This is a genomic window from Arthrobacter sp. AFG7.2, from assembly GCF_002892835.1.
In the GTDB taxonomy this organism is placed as follows: Bacteria; Actinomycetota; Actinomycetes; order Actinomycetales; family Micrococcaceae; genus Arthrobacter.
In genome coordinates this window covers 22,321-40,702 of sequence record NZ_PJMB01000005.1, presented here as the reverse complement: position 1 = coordinate 40,702, position 18,382 = coordinate 22,321, and the positions used below count along the sequence as shown (strand labels likewise).

Below are 18,382 nucleotides of genomic sequence, written 5' to 3'. Positions count from 1 at the left end.
GCTTTCTGAAGCGGTCCCTTCGCTTTGGATGCCCAGGTTCTCGCAAATAGTTCTCGAAACGGTAGCTTCGGCCCAAAGCCCCAAATCGAGTTTCGAGGAAAGCGCGTACCAGTGACCACACACGGCATCGGTCGCACCCTGACACCTAAAGTGGCCTTCGCCAGGCGGGTCCTAGGGGGGGCGTAGTGCCGCTTGCTCCCCGCCTTAACCGCGGCGCGTGTAGCTGATTTCCGTTTCGCCCAGGGGCGCCGAGTGGAGTGTGACGTAGGTTCCCTGGGCTTTGCTCCCCAGGCGTGAGTCGCGGCCGGGCAGCGACACATAGCCGGTCTCGGTGCGGGGCGCGTTGCGCAGGTGGCCCGGCAGGGTGACAAAGCCGCCCCCGCGGTGGGACCCGGCGGGGAGGGTGGTGGTCGCTGCGGGGGTTACGGGGCGTTCGAGTAGCTGAGTCATGGTGTTCTCCTGATGCTTGCGATTTGATGGGGGCCGTCCGGGGTCCGGGCCCTTTCCCAGCACCACTGCCTGCGGGGCCGCAGGGGGCGGCAGGGATTCAGGTCTGATGCAGCGCGGGGCGGACGCAATGGCGCTCGGGGTAATGTTCACCCGCCTACAACCCGGACAGGGCTTCGGTGGCCTCGTATTAACGGTACGTCTTATTTTGAGTGCTTCAAAATAAGGTGGCAGAACTCACGGCGGAGCGCTACTTCTTCGTGAGCCGGTACCGCTCGATCTGCCGCAACCGCCGCAGGAGGCTGTCGCGCCGCGGGTGCGGGACGGCGTCGGCCGCTTCTGCCGTGAGATCGATGTGCTTGGTGCCGTACTGCCACAGCAGCAGGTCATCGAGCAGCCGGTCCGGGCCGGGGGAGTAGCGGTGGTCCAGGGCCTTCCGGACCTCGGTGATGCGGTTGGCGCTGAGCAGTCCGGCGAGCTGCATGGTCTGGTTCAGGCCATGGGCGGCCAGGAGTTCGGCGGCCCAGCCCCAGTCGTCGTCCACCTTGCGGTCCACGTGGGGAAGCAGCGTGCGCCAGACGTCCCGGATCCGGTTGGGGGTCAGCGGGGCGGCGCCCTCACCCTCGGCATCCCAGAAGCTGCGGACTTCCTCATAGCGTTCGTGCAGGTCCGCGAATGCAGTCTCCACCGTTTCCAGCATGGCGGCCGTGGCGGTGAACTGCCGGTCGAAGTGCGGGGTCCAGGCACGCGGGTCCTCGGCCTTGAAACGGATGTCGTGCTCGATCTCGCTCCAGGCATGGGCAAAGATGGTGCGGATCTGGCACTCAAAGAAGTAGCTGCCGTTGGGCACGGCGTCCGGGTTGAAGACCGACTGGTACTCCTTGACCGCCTCATTCTGGATGGTGCGCAGGATCAGGTGCCGACTGGAGTATCCGTAGGTGCCGGACTCGATGGAGCCGATGTCCTTTTCCCGGTCACCACGGCAGTCGAAAAGCTGGCGCTGGTGCTTGATGATGTTGGCCACCACCGCGTTCTCGGCCGGGAGCTTGGTGATCACCCGGATCCCCACCATGTCGTTCAGGGTCCGGAACGGGTCCGGGAATTTCAGGACAGGAGGCCCGCCCGGTTCCAGCGGCTCCTCGATCCGGGAAATTTTCTCCTTGAACGATTCCACAGTCTTGGTGCGCCCGGTAACAAACAACGGCGTGACTTCGGAGACCTTCAGCATGTCCCGCAGGGTCAGCAGGACGTCCCGGGTAACCAGTTTCAGGGCAGGACGGACGCGCTCATAGATCTCCACGTTCTGCTCCACGGATTCGCGGAGGCTCACGTCCAGGCTGTCCCAATGACTTGGCATGGTCCCAGCTTACGGCCGGCCACTGACAGAACGACGGCGGCCGGAACCCTAGCGTTCCGCTGCGGTTGTGGATCCGCGCACCACCAGGGAACTTTCCAGGGTGAGCCCGGTCCGCTCCAGTGCCTTACCCTCCATGAGCCGGCGCAGCTGTTCACCGGCCTTCAGGCCCAGGGAAGTGGCGGGCAGGTGGACGCTGGTGAGGCCGGGATTGCTCGTGGCTGAGTAGGGCAGGTCATCGAACCCGGCCACCGCCAGCTCCTCCGGAATCCGAACCCCGGCCACCCGTGCCTCCTGGAGAACGCCGTACGCGTGGGTATCCGTCCCGCAGACGACGGCGGTCACCCCCTCGCGCTGCCAGGCCGGCCAGGTGGCGGCGAAGGCCGAAGCCGCCGTGCCGACGTCAATCGTGGTGCTGATGATGTGCTCCGGAGCCACAGCCATGCCGCGGGCTTCTGCCTCAGCCAGGAAGGCGTTCCGCCGAAGGGCAAAGGTTTCCGTGCCGGTGACGCTGTCCACATAGGCCACCTCGCGGTGTCCCAATCCGGCGAGGTGCGCGGCAAGTTCCCTCGCGCCGCTGGCCACGTCCAGGTTCACCGCGGGTGCATATCCCTCGAGCCCGGGGGCATCGAGCAGCACAAGGGGCGACGGCGACGCCAGGTCCTCGAGGAAGCCGGCGTTGGGTGCGTCCACCAGGAGCCCTGCCGGACGCAGGGACATCAGCCGCCGGACGTCGTCGGCCTGGGGGAACTCGCCCGCCTCGGTGACGGACAGCAGCAGCTGGTACTCCGGGCCCAGCGACTCCCGCACGCCGGCGATCACCTTGGCGAAGAAGGGGTTGGAGATGTCCGGCGCCACCAGGACCACAATTGAGCTCACGCCCTTGGCCAGCGAACTGCCGATGCCGTCCACCACGTAGCCAAGCTCGGCAATGGCCTCGCGGACCCGGGAGATGTTGTCCGCCGACACGCGGCCGGCGGTCTTGCCGTTGGCGACCAGCGAGACGGTGGCGGTGGAGACACCGGCACGGGCAGCGACCATCGCCGCCGTGATCCGCCGCGAACGCCCGGGCTGCTGCAGCTGTTCCGCGGATTCCATACCTCGATGGTAATAGGCAATGGTCCGGCTTTCATGCCGCAGGGGGCATAAACCCCTACCCGTCGAGGCCCAGTTCCCCGATGACCCCGGCCACCCGCCCGCGCTGGTCCTCCGTCAGCCCCTGGATGGGCAACGGAAGGCAGGACCTGCCCGCCAGGCCAAGCTGCTCCGCAATGGCAGCCACCACCCGGAGGCTTCCGCCGAACTCGGCGAACAGGTCCCACAACGGTGCAAGCCGCCCGGATTCTGCCACGGCCTCGGCGGGCCTGCCCTCCTGCACGGCCCGGGTGATTCCCAGGGCCAGGGCCGGCAGTGTGCCGCCGATGACGGAGTACCAGGCATCGCACCCCGCCACCAGCCCGGCGGCGGCATGTGCATCACCGGAGACGCCGATGGTGACGGAGGCCGGGACAACGGCCCGGATCTCCTGGATCCGCCCCCGGGCCTGCTCCAGGCCGCCCGGTACCCCCGGTATCTTGATGGAGGCGATACGCGGCAGTTCGGCAATTCGCCCATAGAGTTCGGTGCTGAACGTGAAGCGGGTGGTCCCCGGGTTGTCATAGACGACGACGGGCAGCGATGTGTGCGCTGTGACCGTCCGGAAGAGCTCGAACACGTCGTCCTCCGTCAGCGGCTGGTACGTCATCGGCGCAAGCAGCAGGCCGGAAGCGCCGGCCCTTTCCGCGTTCTCCGCGTTGGCCAGGATCTGCGACGTCCGCAGCGCCCCGATCCCGACAATGACGGGTGTGGAGCCGGCGTGTTCCACGGCCAGCCGGGCAACGCGGCTCCGCTCCTCAGCGCTCAGGTAGGCGTAGGAACCGGTGGAGCCAAGCGCCGTGATGGAATCAACACCAGCCGCATTCAGCCGCTCCACCATGCGGACGAAAGAGCCTTCGTCCACCGCGTCGCCGGCCAGCGGGGTCAGGGGAAAAGCGCTCAGGCCCGTAAACACCGGCTCAGCCCACGAAATCGAGATCAGCGGGGCTTGCCTGCTGCGGTTTGGCTGGGCGGCGACGGCCACCGCGCTGCGCCGCCGCGCCGGCCAGGACCACCAGCGCGATCCCGACCACCTGGATGGGAGAGGGCTGCTGGTGCAGGATGAGCAGTCCAAGGAGCACACCGACGGCAGGCTCGAGAGCCATCAGCGTTCCGAACGCCGTGGGGGTCATCCTGCGCAGGGCAAGCATTTCCAGCGCGAACGGCAACACCGGAAGCAGGATGGCCAGCCCTGCCGCGGCAGCCAGGATGTCAAGGTTGAGGTGGCCGGCGGCCTGCGGAATTCCGACGACGGCGGCTGTTACCGCGGCAATGGGCACCGTGAGGGTGAGCGCGCCGATGCCGGTGAACCGGTCGCCCAGCCGCTGGGTGAGGAGGATGTAAAAGCCCCAGGCGACGGCGGCCAGCGCGGCGAACGCCACCCCGGCAGGGTTGAAGTCACCCTGCCAGGGCTGGGTCAGCAGGACCACGCCGGCCAGCGCCAAGGCCGGCCAGGCGAGGGCCTTCCGGTTGTGACTGCGAACGGCGGCCACTGTCAGCGGACCCAGGAATTCAATCGCAACGGCGGTACCGAGCGGAATGTGCTCCACCGCGGCCAGGAACCCGATGGTCATCACGCCTGTAGTGATCCCAAGCCCCAGGAGCGGCAGCACATCCGGACGCCGGATGGAACGCAGCGGCGGGCGGCCGATCGCGAGCAGGATGATGGCCCCCATGCTGAGGCGCAGCCACGCCGTACCGGCCGGACCCACCTCATCGATCAGGCCGACCGACAAGGCAGAGCCCAGCTGGACCGAGAGAATCGCGGTGACGGCCAGCCCCCACGGCGGGACCGGAACATGTGGCTTGAGCATTTTCAGTGTCCTTCAGCGGAAGTTGGGGCGGCGAGACGACGGCGGGCGACGCGGACGTCCGGGCCGAGCATGTGCAGCCGGGCAGCCAGATGGTCAGCGGCGGCGTCGAGCGCCTCATCAGTCATGGGGTGGAGCGCGTCGAGGATGAACAGTGCGGCGGTGGTTTCTTCACGCAGCTGCGTGCGCCGGCCCTGGCGCCAGTTCCAGCGCCGGCACGTCACTCCACTGTCATCGCCCCACACCACCTCGCCAGGCTCCGGATGTTCGATCACCCCGGCGCCGCCGGCAACGGTGTCGAACGGCTCACCGCCGGTGGCGCGGATCAGGCGGGGCGCGCCGGCGTAGCCGGTCAGGTCCTCACCACCCAGCGGCACCTGGTGCAGCACCGACACGGCATTGTAGAGATCGGTCAGCCGGTTCACGCGGGGGAGGCCGGAGGCTGCACGCCGCAGTAAGGCCTCAAGGCTGTTGCGGGTGCGTTGCGGCTTTGCTCCAAACGCTTTGTAGGCTTCACGCCAAGCGGCCACGTGCGGAAGCTCCTCCACCGGCCGGCCATCAAGGGCCGCACGGGCAGACGCCTCCGCTTCCTGCAGCAGCTTCTCACTGGCCTCGTCGCTCGCGCCGGGGACCAGCCCGTCCACCGCCAGCAGGACGGCACGGTAGTCGGGACGCAGCGAGAACACCGCGACGTCGACCCAGGCCTCCGCCAGGAACTCCTGAAGCATCACCGCGTCACGCATTCCCCGCCTCCTTGTGATGCTCCGAGCCCACGCCCGGCTCGAAGACCGCCAGTGAGAACGCGGCCTGTTCGCTGCCGTGGTTGGAGTACGAGTGCTCAACGTCGCCGGGGAACGAGACAGCGTCACCCGCGTGGAGAATGAAGGTCTCGCCGGCAACCACAAGCGTGACGGATCCTTGCCGGACCTGGAGCAGCTCCTTGGTGCCCGCGGCGTGGGCTTCGCTCCCGTGCTGGTCTCCGGAGGCGAGGGTCCAGTCCCAGAGCTCCACCACATCCGGGGATTGGGTCCCGGCCACCAGCACGCCGCGGCCACCGGAGGCAGAACTCCACAGCGCCGCGCCGTCGCCGCGGCGCGTGACCGTTACCGGCTTGGGCCGCGGCGTGTCCACCAGTGCCGGCAGGCCGATTCCCAGTGCGTCACTGATCCGGAGCAACGTGCCGACACTTGGGTTGGCGGCTCCCTGCTCCACGTTGACCACCATGCGGCGGCTCACCCCGGCTGCTTCGGCAAGCTGGTCGAGAGTCCAGCCCCGGGCCTGACGTTCATGCCGTACCCGGGCGCCAATCGCCGTCGCAAGGGCAGAAGTGCTTGTATCCATAAGTGCATCATAGTGCACTGGGAGTGCATTCTTCTAGTGGTCCAATAGCTCAGCGGCAGTGCGGCTCTTCCCCGCCGGCACCCCTGGTGGGACCATGCCTTTATGGGCGAGAGCAATCAGGGGAACCCGCGGGATGTCGGCCCGCACCAGCATGCGCACGTTGCCCCGACTACAGGCCAGATGCGGACCGTAGGGCAGCGCCGACGGGAGGCGGAGGAAAAGCTGGAGCATCATCTGGAGGAAGCGCGCCACAAGAACTTGCGCGGACATACTGCGGACCCCGGCCACGCGGGGAAAGCCGGTCCGGACGGCGGCACATCGGAGCCGGGGGAGCTATCGGAGTCCGGGGGAGGCGCTGGTCCTGCGGCCTGACCGCTTCCGCAGCAGGTACTCGGCGACACCGAGGTTAATCACCCAGGCGGCGCCCATCAGCACGGCTCTTGTTGTCACGTCCGGCGGGCTCGCCAGGAGCTCCGGGACGATGAGGATCAGGGCTTGGGTTCCGGCGCCCAGGCCAATGGCGTAGGCGCGGGTCATCCAGGCGCCATGGCTGGCAAAGTCGCGGCGCATGACTGACCTGACCCCCAGCACGAGACTTGCGGCCATGGCAGATCCGAACACCAGGCGGAGGAGCAGGAGGGCCTGCCCGTCGCTCGGCGGCAGGGCATAAAAAACCGCCATCCACAGCCCGGAAAGTGCGGCGAGCAGGCCTGCGGGTACAAGGATCCGTCCGGCTCTGCTGTGCCAGCTCCGCTTAGCGCGGCGGAGGGAGGGTGTGAACTGGAAGGCCCCCAGCAGGGTGTACACCGTGACGCTGACAATATGGATCACCACGGGGACAGGCGATTCAAAGAACCGGGCGTTGCGCTCGGTGATCCCAGCTCCTCCCGCCAGCTCCGTCAGGCGGGCGGCGCCGGCAAGTACAGGTATGAGGGCAAGCAGGATCAGTCCTGCCGGTGCCAGCCACGCGGGCTTACGGCCGCCTGCGCCGGCTGCCGTGATGAGTGGACGTTCTCGCGTTGCCTCCATCGGAAGTCCTTTCAACGGCCCGGCCTCTGGGCTTCTTGCGCCGTGGTGCACAGTTCGCCCAGCAAAACGTGTACGACGTACACCTTGCTGCTGCCCACACTAGGTGTACGGCGTACACTAGTCAAGGGGGCTGGCGTATTTGGACTATGGGAGGGGCTAAATGAGCAACCAGGCTGGCGCGCCGCCGCGCGGACGCCTTAATCGGGACAAGGTGCTGCGGGCGGCCGTGGGGCTCGCTGACGAAGCAGGCATTGAGCTGCTGAGCATGCGCCGGCTTGCCCAGCACCTCGGCGTGGTCCCCATGGCGCTCTACAAGCACGTGGCCAACAAGGATGAACTGCTTGACGGCATGGTGGACCTCATCATCGCCGAAACCGGGCCGGCGGACAGCGGAGGGGGGTGGAAGGCTGCCGTCCGGCAGCGGATCCTGGCGGCGAGGGCCACGCTCCAGCGCCATCCCTGGGCCCGGCGCGTTCTTGAAACACGCACCAATAAGACCCCGGGCGTCCTGGCCTATATGGATTCCTTCATCGGCATTTTCCTGAGTCACGGCTTCTCTGAAGACCTCACGCACCACGTCATGCACGCCATTGGCAGCCGCATGTGGGGATTCACCCAGGAGTTGTTCGAAGAGCCTGAAGGCCAGGATGGCGGAAGCGGGGACGGGCTGGATGGCGATGCCCAACTGGCATTGTTGGCGGAAATGTCCACGCGTTATCCGAACATCCTGAGAATCGCCACGGCATCGGCACACGACCAGGGTTCCGTGGTGGGGCGGGGCTGTGATGACCAGTTCGAGTTCGAGTTTGCGCTTGACCTGCTGCTGGATGGAATCGAGAAGCTCCATGCGGCGAGCTGGACCTCGATTCCTCGGGTAGTGCTGTCGGGTGAGGCCCCGTAACGCATCAAGCGCTTGACCTGCAGCAACGTTAAGCGTTTGACGTAATGCTGCTCACGGTGCCATGATCTCTCCTGAACGCTTTCGCTCCCCGCGCCGGCTTTCAGTACACCTGGCGCGGGCCCCAATGACGTGGAGATCACCGTGGAACCCACTGCCCAGTCCCAGACAGGGACACCCCGTGACCGCAAGAAGATCATTCTTGACTGCGACCCCGGGCATGACGACGCCGTTGCGTTGCTGCTCGCACACGGCAACCCGGACATCGAACTGCTGGCCGTCACTACTGTGGTGGGAAACCAGACCCTCGAAAAGGTCACGCGCAACGCCTTGGCCGTCGGCACCATCGCAGGCATCACCGGCGTTCCTTTTGCCGCCGGCTGCGCACGCCCCCTGGTCCGAAGCATTGAAACTGCACCCGACATCCATGGCGAGTCCGGCATGGACGGCCCTGAACTGCCGCCGTCGAACCTCGAACTGGACCCGCGGCACGCGGTGGACCTCATCATCGACACCGTGATGGCCCACGAGCCGGGCAGCGTCACCCTGGTGCCCACCGCGGGCCTGACCAACATCGCCCTGGCCGCCCGCAAGGAACCCCGGATCGTGGACCGCGTGAAGGAAGTCGTCCTCATGGGCGGCGGCTACCACGTGGGCAACTGGAGCGCCGTGGCCGAATTCAACATCATCATTGACCCCGAGGCCGCCCACATCGTCTTCAACGAAAAGTGGCCCGTGGTCATGGTGGGCCTTGACCTCACGCACCAGGCGCTCGCCACCCCCGACGTGGTGGAAAAGATCGCAGCAATCGGCACCAAACCCGCGCAGTTCGTCACGGAACTGATGGACTTCTTCGCCCACACCTACAAGGACGCCCAGGGCTTCGACGCTCCGCCGGTCCACGATCCGTGCGCCGTTGCCTATGTCATCGATCCCACCATCGTCAGCACCCGCAAGGTGCCGGTGAACATCGAACTGCAGGGCACCTTGACGCTCGGCATGACGGTAGCCGACTTCCGGGCTCCGGCTCCGGCGGACTGCCACACCAGCGTCGCCGTCGACCTGGACCACGAAAGGTTCTGGAACCTCGTCACCGACGCGCTGGTCGCCATCGGCGAGCCGGACGACGGCGGAGGCAGGCGAGGCGCGGCGCGCGCCGTCGGGAACGCGGCCGGCGTCGAACGCCAGGAACGTCCGGACCTCGCCATGGGAGGGGTCAAGTAAATGACTGCCACCATGAGCGAAACCAAGACAACCAAGGGAAACGTCACCGCCCTGATGGTGGCCCTGCTGGCAGCCTGCGTGGCCTTCCAGCTCAACGCCTCCATGCTCAGCCCCGCGCTGGTCACCATGGGCGAGGAACTCAACACCGACCAGGCCGTGATCGGCCTCTCCCAAACCTGGTTCTTCACCGCGGCCGCCCTGTTCTCCCTGTTCCTGCCGCGCCTCAGCGACATTGTGGGCCGCAAGAAGATCCTGGTGGGCATGATGCTGCTCATGGCCGTCGGATCCGTCATCGCAGCCCTCGCCCCGGACGTTACCTGGCTCTTCGTGGGCCGCATCATCCAGGGCGTCAGCGGGCCCACGGTGCCGCTTTGCCTGATCATGCTGCGTTCCGCCGTCACCAACCCGCGTAAATACGGCACGCTCATGGGCCTCATCACCGCTGTTAACGGCGGCGTGGCCGGCGTCGACTCTTTCGTGGGCGGCTACTTCGCCGAGCACTTCGGCTTCCGCAGCATCTTCTGGCTCATGGTGGTGCTGGCACTGGTTGCCACCGCCCTGATCGCCTTCCTGGCCGGCGAAAGCAAGCCGGCGGCCGGCACCCGGATGGACTGGCTGGGCGTGTTCTTCATCGTCGTTGCCGTAGGTGCACTGCTGACTGCCCTGAATGAAGGGGCCAAGCTGGTGGGCTCCTTCTCGTCCGGCACGCTGATGTTGAGCCTGGCGCTGGTCCTGGTGTCCGCCGTCGCGTTCTATGCCTTCTGGCGGACGGAAAAGCGGGCCGGCCAGCCGATGGTGGAAACCGTCCACCTGCGCCAGCGGTCCACCTGGGCGCCGCTGCTCACCACCACGCTGACCATGACCGGCATCTTCGCCGTCATCAACGGCATCGTCCCCGCCTACGTCCAGGCTGCCGATCCCGGTTTCGGCATCGGGCCCACCGAAATGTCGCTGATCATCCTCACGCCGTACGCCCTGCTCGGGTGGATCGTGGGCCCGCTCAGCGGCAAGCTCGCCCCCGTGCTGGGCTACACCAGGGTGTTGCGCATCGGCCTGCTGGGCAGCATCGCGGCGCTGGCCATCATCGCGTTCTTCGGCCTCAGCAGCCTGCCCCTGATGATCGCGGGCACGGTCTTGCTGGGCATCATGTACGCCGGTACGGTCAACATCATGCTCAACGGACTCGGCGTTGTCCTCTCACCGGCAGGCAATCCGGGCTTCCTGCCCGGCATGAACGCCGGCGCCTTCAACCTTGGCGCCGGGCTCAGCTTCCTGGTGCTCCCCGCCGTCCTGGTGGCCACCTCCGCGCTGGGTGACGCCAGGGCGTCCTACCTCACCGTGATCGTCGTGGGCCTGGCCCTCACCGTGGCGGCCTTCGCTGCCTCACTGCTGATCCCCAAGCCGGTTGAGGCCGAGGTGGCCGAATGAACGCCGCTGCCGGACACTCCGCTGCCGAAAAGGCCGGCCGCATCGTCGTCGTCGGCTCCCTGAATGCCGACCTCACCATCTACTGCGAACGCCTCCCGCTCCCCGGTGAAACGGTGCACGGCAACGGTTTCGCCGTTAATCCTGGCGGCAAGAGCGCCAACCAGGCCGTCGCCGCCAGCCGGCTGGGCGGGAACGTCAGCCTCGTCGGTGCCGTGGGGGAGGACGCCAACGGTGCCATGCTGCTCTCCTCTGCCGCCGGCGCGGGGGTGGACGTCGGGCACGTCCGGGAGTCGCAGGAGCCGACGGGCGTCGCGGTCATTGCGGTGGATGCCGGCGGCGAGAACAACATCATCATCTCCGCCGGTGCCAACGGCACCCTTTCGCCCGCGGACGTGGCGGCGGCCTCGGACGTCCTGGAGCAGGCCGCCGTCGTCTGCTTGTGCCTCGAAGTCGGCATGGAGACAGTGCTGGCAGCCGCACGGGCGGGGGACGACGCCGGCGCAACAGTCCTGCTGAACCTCTCGCCATACGGGGACGTTCCGGAGGAGTTGACCGCCCGCACCGATGTCCTGCTGGTCAACGCGCACGAGGCCGCGCTGTTCCTTGGAGAAGGTGCCGCAGTCCCCGGCCCGGATGCCGCCGCTCACGAATGGGACAAGGTCCGGTTGCGTTTCGCGGAGCGGGGGATCCGGCAGGTCCTCGTGACGCTCGGTTCGCAGGGTTCTGTGGTGCTGGACTCGCTGGCTGCCGAGGGCGCGCAGGTGACCCGGATTGCGCCCACGAAGGTGAAGGCCGTGGACACCACGGGGGCCGGCGACGCCTTTACCGGTGCTGTTGCCGTCCGGCTCGCCGCAGGCGACGCGCTCGCCGACGCCGCAGCTTTCGCATCTGTTGTCGCGGCCCTGGCCACCACCCGGAAGGGGGCCCAGGCAGCATACCCGGAGCCGGCCGACGTGGCCCGTCTGCTTCAGGCCTGAAGAAGGAGCCTCAGCTCCCGCCGTCGTGCTTTCCGCCGGGCGTTTCCGCAGCTTCGGCGGGGCGCCCGGTGAACCGGTCCATGGTCCGGTTGATGCCCAGGACGTCCATGAGGCGGTCGAACGCTCCCACCGGAAGCAGCCGGGCTGCCGGAACCAGGTTCACCAGCGGCGGGAGGACCAGTTTCCGGCGCCCGCTTTCAATGCCGTCCAGGACTTTCGCTGCCACGGCCTCCTCGTTCAGGATGGGAAGCAGCCGGGGGAAGCGGGTCCGGACGCCGTCGAACATGCCGGTATCGATGTAGTAGGGGCAGACCACCAGCGTATTCACGCCGGTTGTGCCCGCTCGCAGTTCGGCGCGCAGCGACTCGTTAAAGCCGAAAGCGGCGAACTTGCTCGCGGAGTAGTCGGTCTGCCTGGCGACCCCCACCAGTCCGGCCGCGCTGGCAACCGTCACCACCGTCCCGCGGCCCCGGCCGATCATTCCGGGCAGGACCGCGCGCGTCACCCAGTAGAGGGCCAGCACATTGACGTCGAAGGTCCGCTGGATGTCCTCGTCGCCGGCATCCAGGAGCAGTTTGCCGGTCACCACGCCGGCGTTGTTGATCAGGACGTCCACCGCACCGGCCGCAGCGGCTGCGGCTTTGACGGCGTCCCTGTCCGCCACGTTGACGGTCTCTGCTTCCGCGGCACCGCCCGCGCTGCGGATCTCATCGCGGACCTGCACGCCGCTGGCGGCCGGGAGGTCCCAAATAAGCACCCGCGCACCCCGCCGCGCGGCCTCCAGTGCCATCCGCCGGCCGAGCCCGCTGCCGCCACCGGTGATCAATACCGTGCTGCCCGCCAGCCTGGTTCCACCGGTCATCAGCGCAGCCGCCCCATCAGTGTGAGTGCACCCTTGACGAGCCGGGTGTACCGCTCGTTCGTCATCCCGGGCGGAGGGCCAACGGGAACCAGCCGCTGCACCGCAACCGTCTGGGCCTCCGTGTACTTCAGGATGCCTTCTTTCCCGTGCCGCCGCCCCATGCCGGAGTCCTTCATCCCGCCCATCGGGGCATCGTGGGAGGCCCAGGCAGCGGAGTAGCCGTCATTGACGTTGACCGTCCCGGCCAGCAGGCGGCGGCCCACGGAACCGCCGTGCCGGGCGGACCAGACGCTGGCGTTGAGGCCGTAGCGGGAGTCGTTGGCCAGGGCAACGGCGTCGGCGTCGTCCTCCGCCTCGTAGACCGAAACGACGGGCCCGAACGTTTCCTCCCGCGCCACCAGCATCTCCTCCGTGACGCCGGTGAGGATGGTGGGCTCGTAGAAGTACGGGCCCAGGTCGGGCCGGGCGCGGCCGCCGGTGATGAGCCGGGCCCCCTTGGCAAGGGCGTCCTCGACGTGGAGGATGACCCGGTCCAGCTGCCGTTGGCCCGTGAGCGATCCCATCTCGATGTCCCAGCCCGGGCCTGGGCTCAACCGTATCTTCTCCACCTGTTCAGTGAAGGCGGCCAGGAAGTCCTCGAAGACGGCGCGGTGCACGTAGATCCGTTCCATGCTGATGCACAGCTGTCCAGAGTTGGAAAAGCAGCCCTGCGCGGCGCCCCTGGCCGCCTTGTCGAGATCCGCGTCGGCGAGCACCAGCGTGGCATTCTTCCCGCCAAGCTCGCCGGAGAACCCGATCAGCCGCTCCGCGCACTGCTGTGCAACGATCTTCCCGGTTTCAGAAGAACCGGTGAACATGAGGAAGTCCGAGCCGCCGATCAGGGCCGGGCCCAGCACTGGCCCGTCACCGGTGACGATCTGGAACAGGGCCGCCGGAAGCCCCGCCTCCTGCAGCAGTTCCAGGGCCAGCAGCGCCGTGAACGGCGTTTGCGAGTCTGGTTTGAGGACCACGGCGTTGCCGGCCAGCAGGGCGGGGATCGCGTCCGAGACGGCCAGGGTCAGCGGATAGTTCCAGGGGCTGATGATTCCTACCACCCCCTTGGGGAGCCGGTATTCCACCGTCCGCGTCAGGCCGGGTGCGGCACCAATGCGGCGGGCAGGCCGCAGGAAGCGTTCGGCGATGCGCCGGTAGTAGGCGGCGGTCAGGGCGGCGTCGGCGAGTTCCTCGAAGGCGTTGAGCCGCGACTTTCCGCTTTCCGCCTGGACCAGGTCCAGGACTTCTGCCTCCCGCTGCACGAGCAGCGTGTGGAACCGCCCGACGACGGCGCGGCGCTGCCTGACAGGGACGGCCGCCCAGGTCTGCTGTGCTTCCCTTGCCCTGGTGATGGCGGCGTCAACGTCGCCCGGGGTGCAGACGGGGACTTCGCCGATGAGGCTGCCGTCCACAGGCGAATAGGAGGCCTGCGTTGGCCGCCCGGGCACGCTTGATACAAGGCCTGAGAGGTGCGAGGGGGCCAGTGGTGAGGCAGAGTGAGTTCCCGTCTCCGGCCCCGGTTGCGTGGTGCTGATCATCGTGCTCCCCTTCGACGTCAATGTAACTCCAGAGCCTAGCGCCAGGGAGCCGTCCTTCATGACCCGCAGCGGGACTTCACGTCCCCGGAGGCCGGTAGTTGATTTCACCCGCTTTCCGGAGGGCTTCCATCGTTTCCTCGACACTCATCAGCACCGTGGTTTCGAGCGAGCTGAGTGCGCCGCCTCCGCTGATGGCAAGTGCCACCGCTGCCATGGAGACGTTATCCGGGGCTTCCCACAGGTTGTAGCCGTCATGGCTGCCGAAGGCGTACCAGAAGCCGTGCAGCTTTCCGCCCACTGATTCTATGTACGCCTGGGCGGCTTTCCGCCGGTCTTCGGGGTTGTTGATCAGGCGGCCCCAGGTCTCCGGCGTGTAGCTGAACTTCGACAGATAGAGCGGCATCTTCTTGGCCTTTCGTGGTCCTGCTTGCGGTGGATGCACCCAGAATGGCAGCGCGTGGACCGGACAGCAACGGTCCGTGCTTGGACCCTCGCCAGGTACTGCGGGGTACGCTCGGCACATGGTGCAGCGGCATAGGTATTACTACGGAAGGGACGCCAGCCAGTGGGGCGGGCTGTTCCTCCCGGAGGTGCCCGACGGCGGCACGCACCGCGGCGTGGTGGTGGTGATCCACGGCGGCTACTGGCGGTCAAAGTACGGGGCGGAGTTGGGGGAGCCGCTGGCTGAGGACCTCGCCGCGCACGGGCTGGCGGCGTGGAACCTGGAGTACCGCCGGGCAGGGAACGGCGGCGGGTGGCCGTACACCTTCCAGGACGTTCTGGCAGGCATCGACAAGCTGGCCGACCTCGCGCCGGTCCATGGCCTTGACCTGTCCAGGGTGGTGGCGCTGGGCCACTCGGCCGGCGGGCACCTTGCGGTGTGGGCGGCCGGGCGGGACCGGCTCGGGGAGTTGGGATTGGAGGGGGAGCACCACGAGGTGGGGACGCAGCGCGGCGGCGTCCGCCTCACCGGAGTCGTGAGCCAGTCGGGCGTCCTGGACCTGGCCGAAGCTGAAAGGCTGAACCTCAGCGATGGTGCCGTGGCCAACTTCCTTGGCGGGCCGTCGTCGGACTTTCCGGACCGGCACCGCTGCGCAGACCCGATGTCCGCACTGCCCCTCGACATTCCTGTCTACGCCGTGCACGCAGCCGGGGATGAGGACGTGCCGCTGGCAATGTCTGCTGCGTACGTAAAGGCGAGTGCGTCCACGCCCATGCCTGCGCAACTGGTCACGGTGCCGGGGGGCCATTACGCGCTGATCGATCCTCAGGCTGAGGCGTATGCAAAGTGCCGGGAGCTCGTGCAGGAGCTGCTGGGCAAGCGGGGCGGCGGTCAGTAGCGGCGGGTTGTCCTGCCGTACAGTGGCGGCCATGGACATTCCCTGGCAGCAAGGCGCCTGGACGCACCCGCCCGTTTCCGCCGTCGAGCGCGGCACGGACCTGCTGGTCACAGCCAAGGAGGGCAGTGATGCCTGGCGGACTACCTCGTACGGCTTCATCCATGACAGCGAGCACGCGCTGCTGGCGCCGTTCCCGGAGGGGTCGGCGGTGGAGGTGGAATTTACTGCAGGATTTTCGGACCAGTTCGACCAGGCCGGAGTCTTTGTGCGGGTGTCAGCTGAGCACTGGCTCAAAGCGGGCGTGGAGTTTGCGGACGGCACTTGCCAGCTGGGGGCAGTGGTCACCGACGGGAAGTCCGACTGGTCCCTGGCCCCGGTGCCCGCGTGGAGCGGATCCCGCGTCCTCATCCGGGTCAGCCGGAGCGGTGACGCACTCACCATCCGGGCGGGGGCAGCCGGCGGACCGCTCCAGCTGGTCCGGGTAGTACCGCTGGATCCGGACGTGGAAGCCAGCGCCGGGCCCTTCACCTGTGCGCCCACGAGAGCAGGCCTTACCGTCCCCTTCCATGCCTGGCGGGCCGTGGAGCCGGACGGCGCCCTGCACTGAGCGGCCGTCCCGTGCACGTCACGGACCGTCGCCGGACGGCCTCTTCTGGCAGAGTATGAGCATGCTCACTGTTATTGGCGAAGGCCTTGTTGACGTTGTCCAGCGCGCCTCGGGAATCGAAGCCCACGTGGGCGGCAGCCCGCTGAACGTGGCGGTGGGCCTGGCCCGCCTGGACCACCCCGTACAGTTCATCGGCCGGTACGGCCGGGACGCCTACGGCGACTCCGTCGCAGCGCACCTGCGGGCCAGCTCCGTGATGCTTCCGCTGGGACCGGACGAGCTGCCCACCAGCGTGGCCACCGCCCTGATCGACGACGACGGCGCCGCCACCTACACGTTCGACCTCACCTGGGAGCTTCCCGGCGTCGCCGACCGGCTCGCCTTCATGCTGCAGGGCACCACCCTGCTGCACACCGGCTCGATCGCGACGATGCTGGCACCCGGCGCCACGGACGTGCTGGCCGCCGTCGAATATGCCCATCCGCGCGCCACCATCAGCTTCGACCCCAACTGCCGGCCCAGCATCATCACGGATGTGGACTACGCGCGCAGGCACGCCGAAAAGTTCGTGACGCTTGCGGATGTGGTGAAGGCGTCTGACGAGGATCTAGCCTGGCTGTACCCGGACATGGACGTGCTGGATGCGGCGCGCCGCTGGCTGTCGCTGGGCGGATCTGAAGGGCCTGCGATGGTTGTGGTGACGCGCGGAGCAGATGGGCCGTGGGGAGTCTGCCATGCCGGTGAAGCCAAGGTGCCTGCTCCGAAGGTTGAGGTGGCTGACACGGTGGGTGCCGGGGATTCCTTTATGGCCGCGCTGCTGTCCGGGCTGGTGGACCGCGGCCTGGACGGTGCCCAAAACCGGAAGGACCTGCGCGAGCTTCCGGCCGAGGGCCTAGGGGAGCTGCTGGCGCATGCGGCCCGGGCCGCTGCGGTGACGGTGTCCCGTCCCGGAGCGAACCCGCCGACGCGCGCAGAGCTGGACGCGCTGTAATCCCGGCATCCGTTCTGTGGATACCTGCTATCCCAAATCCATGATTCCTGAATAGTCCCAGCCTTGCCACAGTGAGGGAAGTCACTTTTCGGCGCGCAGGCCGCACCGATACCTCCGTGACCATCACGAGGCTAAGGAAAATTCAATGGAGAATATCCAGCTCACGGGTACCGGTCCCGGGATTCAGACGCCCGGGGCAGACGCCCGAACGCCGGGCCGGTTGCAGGCATCCCTCCTGGTTGCCGGCAGCTGCATGCCCGTGCTGGGCGCCGTACTTTTGGCGCCCATCCTCCCCACCCTGAACCAGGCGTTCGCGGACACCCCCGGTGTTGCCATCCTGGTGCCGCTGACCCTCACGCTGCCCGCGCTGTTCGTGGCACTCTTCTCACCGCTGGCCGGCTATGTTGCAGACAGGGTGGGCCGCAAGCAGCTGCTGGTCTTCGCCATGCTGGCCTACGCCGCGTTCGGGACGGCACCGCTCTGGCTGGACACCCTCGAGTCCATTGCCGTATCCCGGGTGGGTGTGGGTATTGCGGAAGCAGCCATCATGACCTGCTGCACCACGCTCATCACCGACTACTACGCGGGCGAGCAGCGGAACAAGTACCTCGGACTGCAAACAATGGTCAGCGCGCTCGCCGCCACAGCGTTCTTCGCCCTCGGCGGCGCCCTGGGCAGCATCAGCTGGCGTACACCGTTCTGGCTCTACGCAGTCAGTGCGGTGATCGTTATCCCCATGATCTTCAAGCTGTGGGAGCCGGCAAAGAGCCAGCGCACGACGGCGGCAAGGACGCCGGTGCCATGGCGGCAGATCGGCGCCCCGGCCGCAGTGACGCTGTTCGGCGGAATCGTGTTCTACGCCCTCATCGTCCACCTGCCGTACGTCATCACGGGACTCGGCGTTGCCGACGCGGCCCTCATCGGACTGGCCGCCGCCATTGCATCCCTCGCCACCGCGGCAGGTGCCATCTCCTTCCGCTTCCTCGCAAAGCTGGGCACGCGGAGCCTGCTGGCGCTCGCCTTCGGGCTGGCCGCGGTCGGACTGTCCCTGGTCTCCGTCGCAGGCACCGTCCCGTTGGCGATAGCGGGAGCGGTGGTTGCAAGCGCCGGAACCGGCGTGCTGCTGCCCACCCTGCTGACCTGGGCCGTGAACGGCCTCGAATTCCAGCAGCGCGGCCGCGGCACGGGCATCTGGACCGGGACACTGTTCATCGGCCAGTTCCTCACCCCCATCGTCCTCGGCGCGGCCGCGGCAGCCGCCGGCAGCCTCAGCCTTGCCCTCGGCGGACTGGGCATCGCGTGCGCGGTGGCCCTCTTCGCCGTCCTGGTGCGGGGACCCCGGATGATGCCGGTGTTCGATTAGCCCGG

Annotated in this window: 19 protein-coding genes; 8 read left to right on the top strand and 11 right to left on the bottom strand. The window is 67.6% G+C overall.

Going from position 1 to position 18,382, the window contains the following annotated elements; all coding sequences use genetic code 11:
• Positions 1 to 204 precede the first annotated feature (204 nt).
• From CXX84_RS10490 to CXX84_RS10450, 8 genes are all read right to left on the bottom strand, one after another.
• A complete protein-coding gene (locus CXX84_RS10490) occupies positions 205 to 450 on the bottom strand; it encodes a hypothetical protein (protein ID WP_189337562.1) in 246 nt (81 codons plus the stop codon).
• A gap of 247 nt (positions 451 to 697) precedes the next feature.
• Positions 698 to 1,804 (bottom strand): GTP pyrophosphokinase family protein, encoded by a 1,107-nt coding sequence (locus tag CXX84_RS10485; protein ID WP_102976662.1) that lies wholly within the window; start codon positions 1,802 to 1,804, stop codon positions 698 to 700.
• A gap of 48 nt (positions 1,805 to 1,852) precedes the next feature.
• A complete protein-coding gene (locus tag CXX84_RS10480; protein WP_102976661.1) occupies positions 1,853 to 2,899 on the bottom strand; it encodes a LacI family DNA-binding transcriptional regulator in 1,047 nt (348 codons plus the stop codon).
• Between the two features lie 55 nt (positions 2,900 to 2,954).
• Complete coding sequence (locus CXX84_RS10475; RefSeq protein WP_102976660.1) at positions 2,955 to 3,851, bottom strand: dihydrodipicolinate synthase family protein; 897 nt, start codon at positions 3,849 to 3,851, stop codon at positions 2,955 to 2,957.
• A 4-nt stretch (positions 3,852 to 3,855) separates the two neighbouring features.
• Positions 3,856 to 4,749 (bottom strand): EamA family transporter, encoded by an 894-nt coding sequence (locus CXX84_RS10470; protein ID WP_102976659.1) that lies wholly within the window; start codon positions 4,747 to 4,749, stop codon positions 3,856 to 3,858.
• 2 nt (positions 4,750 to 4,751) lie between these two features.
• On the bottom strand, positions 4,752 to 5,489 hold the full coding sequence (locus CXX84_RS10465; RefSeq protein ID WP_102976658.1) for a B3/4 domain-containing protein: 738 nt from the start codon (positions 5,487 to 5,489) through the stop codon (positions 4,752 to 4,754).
• Positions 5,482 to 6,087 (bottom strand): helix-turn-helix domain-containing protein, encoded by a 606-nt coding sequence (locus CXX84_RS10460; protein ID WP_102976657.1) that lies wholly within the window; start codon positions 6,085 to 6,087, stop codon positions 5,482 to 5,484. Before CXX84_RS10460 ends, CXX84_RS10465 begins: the two co-directional genes overlap by 8 nt.
• A gap of 333 nt (positions 6,088 to 6,420) precedes the next feature.
• Positions 6,421 to 7,116, bottom strand: a complete 696-nt coding sequence (locus CXX84_RS10450; protein WP_102976655.1) for a DUF2306 domain-containing protein — start codon at positions 7,114 to 7,116, stop codon at positions 6,421 to 6,423.
• Positions 7,117 to 7,276: 160 nt separating this feature from the next.
• On the opposite strand from CXX84_RS10450, the gene CXX84_RS10445 reads away from it, so the two are divergent.
• The 4 genes from CXX84_RS10445 (at position 7,277) to CXX84_RS10430 (ending at position 11,643) form a co-directional block, all read left to right on the top strand.
• Positions 7,277 to 8,017, top strand: a complete 741-nt coding sequence (locus CXX84_RS10445; protein WP_102976654.1) for a TetR/AcrR family transcriptional regulator — start codon at positions 7,277 to 7,279, stop codon at positions 8,015 to 8,017.
• A 141-nt stretch (positions 8,018 to 8,158) separates the two neighbouring features.
• Positions 8,159 to 9,238, top strand: a complete 1,080-nt coding sequence (locus CXX84_RS10440) for a nucleoside hydrolase (protein WP_223253062.1) — start codon at positions 8,159 to 8,161, stop codon at positions 9,236 to 9,238.
• Complete coding sequence (locus tag CXX84_RS10435; protein WP_102976653.1) at positions 9,239 to 10,666, top strand: MFS transporter; 1,428 nt, start codon at positions 9,239 to 9,241, stop codon at positions 10,664 to 10,666.
• Entirely contained in the window at positions 10,663 to 11,643 is a 981-nt protein-coding gene (locus CXX84_RS10430) for a ribokinase (RefSeq protein WP_102976652.1), read from the top strand. Before CXX84_RS10435 ends, CXX84_RS10430 begins: the two co-directional genes overlap by 4 nt.
• 10 nt (positions 11,644 to 11,653) lie before the next feature.
• On the opposite strand, the gene CXX84_RS10425 is transcribed toward CXX84_RS10430, so the two are convergent.
• From CXX84_RS10425 to CXX84_RS10415, 3 genes are all read right to left on the bottom strand, one after another.
• Complete coding sequence (locus CXX84_RS10425; protein ID WP_102976651.1) at positions 11,654 to 12,505, bottom strand: SDR family oxidoreductase; 852 nt, start codon at positions 12,503 to 12,505, stop codon at positions 11,654 to 11,656.
• Positions 12,505 to 14,076, bottom strand: coding sequence for a succinic semialdehyde dehydrogenase (locus CXX84_RS10420; RefSeq protein ID WP_102976650.1), 1,572 nt, complete (start codon positions 14,074 to 14,076; stop codon positions 12,505 to 12,507). Before CXX84_RS10420 ends, CXX84_RS10425 begins: the two co-directional genes overlap by 1 nt.
• A gap of 76 nt (positions 14,077 to 14,152) precedes the next feature.
• Positions 14,153 to 14,479: a GYD domain-containing protein gene (locus CXX84_RS10415; RefSeq protein ID WP_102976649.1), complete on the bottom strand. Its 327-nt coding sequence runs from the start codon at positions 14,477 to 14,479 to the stop codon at positions 14,153 to 14,155.
• Between the two features lie 118 nt (positions 14,480 to 14,597).
• Here CXX84_RS10415 and CXX84_RS10410 point away from each other — a divergent pair, with 118 nt between their 5' ends.
• From CXX84_RS10410 to CXX84_RS10395, 4 genes are all read left to right on the top strand, one after another.
• The gene (locus CXX84_RS10410) at positions 14,598 to 15,416 is read left to right on the top strand and encodes an alpha/beta hydrolase (protein ID WP_189337561.1); all 819 of its coding nucleotides are present in this window, start codon (positions 14,598 to 14,600) and stop codon (positions 15,414 to 15,416) included.
• Between the two features lie 31 nt (positions 15,417 to 15,447).
• Positions 15,448 to 16,023 (top strand): DUF1349 domain-containing protein, encoded by a 576-nt coding sequence (locus CXX84_RS10405; protein WP_102976648.1) that lies wholly within the window; start codon positions 15,448 to 15,450, stop codon positions 16,021 to 16,023.
• 61 nt (positions 16,024 to 16,084) lie between these two features.
• The gene (locus CXX84_RS10400; protein ID WP_102976895.1) at positions 16,085 to 17,014 is read left to right on the top strand and encodes a carbohydrate kinase family protein; all 930 of its coding nucleotides are present in this window, start codon (positions 16,085 to 16,087) and stop codon (positions 17,012 to 17,014) included.
• 145 nt (positions 17,015 to 17,159) lie between these two features.
• On the top strand, positions 17,160 to 18,377 hold the full coding sequence (locus tag CXX84_RS10395; RefSeq protein WP_102976647.1) for an MFS transporter: 1,218 nt from the start codon (positions 17,160 to 17,162) through the stop codon (positions 18,375 to 18,377).
• The last annotated feature ends 5 nt before the right edge of the window (positions 18,378 to 18,382 follow it).

What these genes read in the sequence shown, in the direction of transcription:
- CXX84_RS10450 (WP_102976655.1), bottom strand. Translation starts at nt 7,116, where the DNA reads ATGGAGGCAACGCGAGAACGTCCACTCATCACGGCAGCCGGCGCAGGC.
- CXX84_RS10400 (WP_102976895.1), top strand. Translation starts at nt 16,085, where the DNA reads ATGCTCACTGTTATTGGCGAAGGCCTTGTTGACGTTGTCCAGCGCGCC.
- CXX84_RS10435 (WP_102976653.1), top strand. Translation starts at nt 9,239, where the DNA reads ATGACTGCCACCATGAGCGAAACCAAGACAACCAAGGGAAACGTCACC.
- CXX84_RS10470 (WP_102976659.1), bottom strand. Translation starts at nt 4,749, where the DNA reads ATGCTCAAGCCACATGTTCCGGTCCCGCCGTGGGGGCTGGCCGTCACC.
- CXX84_RS10415 (WP_102976649.1), bottom strand. Translation starts at nt 14,479, where the DNA reads ATGCCGCTCTATCTGTCGAAGTTCAGCTACACGCCGGAGACCTGGGGC.
- CXX84_RS10460 (WP_102976657.1), bottom strand. Translation starts at nt 6,087, where the DNA reads ATGGATACAAGCACTTCTGCCCTTGCGACGGCGATTGGCGCCCGGGTA.
- CXX84_RS10430 (WP_102976652.1), top strand. Translation starts at nt 10,663, where the DNA reads ATGAACGCCGCTGCCGGACACTCCGCTGCCGAAAAGGCCGGCCGCATC.
- CXX84_RS10410 (WP_189337561.1), top strand. Translation starts at nt 14,598, where the DNA reads ATGGTGCAGCGGCATAGGTATTACTACGGAAGGGACGCCAGCCAGTGG.
- CXX84_RS10425 (WP_102976651.1), bottom strand. Translation starts at nt 12,505, where the DNA reads ATGACCGGTGGAACCAGGCTGGCGGGCAGCACGGTATTGATCACCGGT.
- CXX84_RS10395 (WP_102976647.1), top strand. Translation starts at nt 17,160, where the DNA reads ATGGAGAATATCCAGCTCACGGGTACCGGTCCCGGGATTCAGACGCCC.
- CXX84_RS10465 (WP_102976658.1), bottom strand. Translation starts at nt 5,489, where the DNA reads ATGCGTGACGCGGTGATGCTTCAGGAGTTCCTGGCGGAGGCCTGGGTC.
- CXX84_RS10485 (WP_102976662.1), bottom strand. Translation starts at nt 1,804, where the DNA reads ATGCCAAGTCATTGGGACAGCCTGGACGTGAGCCTCCGCGAATCCGTG.
- CXX84_RS10445 (WP_102976654.1), top strand. Translation starts at nt 7,277, where the DNA reads ATGAGCAACCAGGCTGGCGCGCCGCCGCGCGGACGCCTTAATCGGGAC.
- CXX84_RS10420 (WP_102976650.1), bottom strand. Translation starts at nt 14,076, where the DNA reads ATGATCAGCACCACGCAACCGGGGCCGGAGACGGGAACTCACTCTGCC.
- CXX84_RS10405 (WP_102976648.1), top strand. Translation starts at nt 15,448, where the DNA reads ATGGACATTCCCTGGCAGCAAGGCGCCTGGACGCACCCGCCCGTTTCC.
- CXX84_RS10490 (WP_189337562.1), bottom strand. Translation starts at nt 450, where the DNA reads ATGACTCAGCTACTCGAACGCCCCGTAACCCCCGCAGCGACCACCACC.
- CXX84_RS10480 (WP_102976661.1), bottom strand. Translation starts at nt 2,899, where the DNA reads ATGGAATCCGCGGAACAGCTGCAGCAGCCCGGGCGTTCGCGGCGGATC.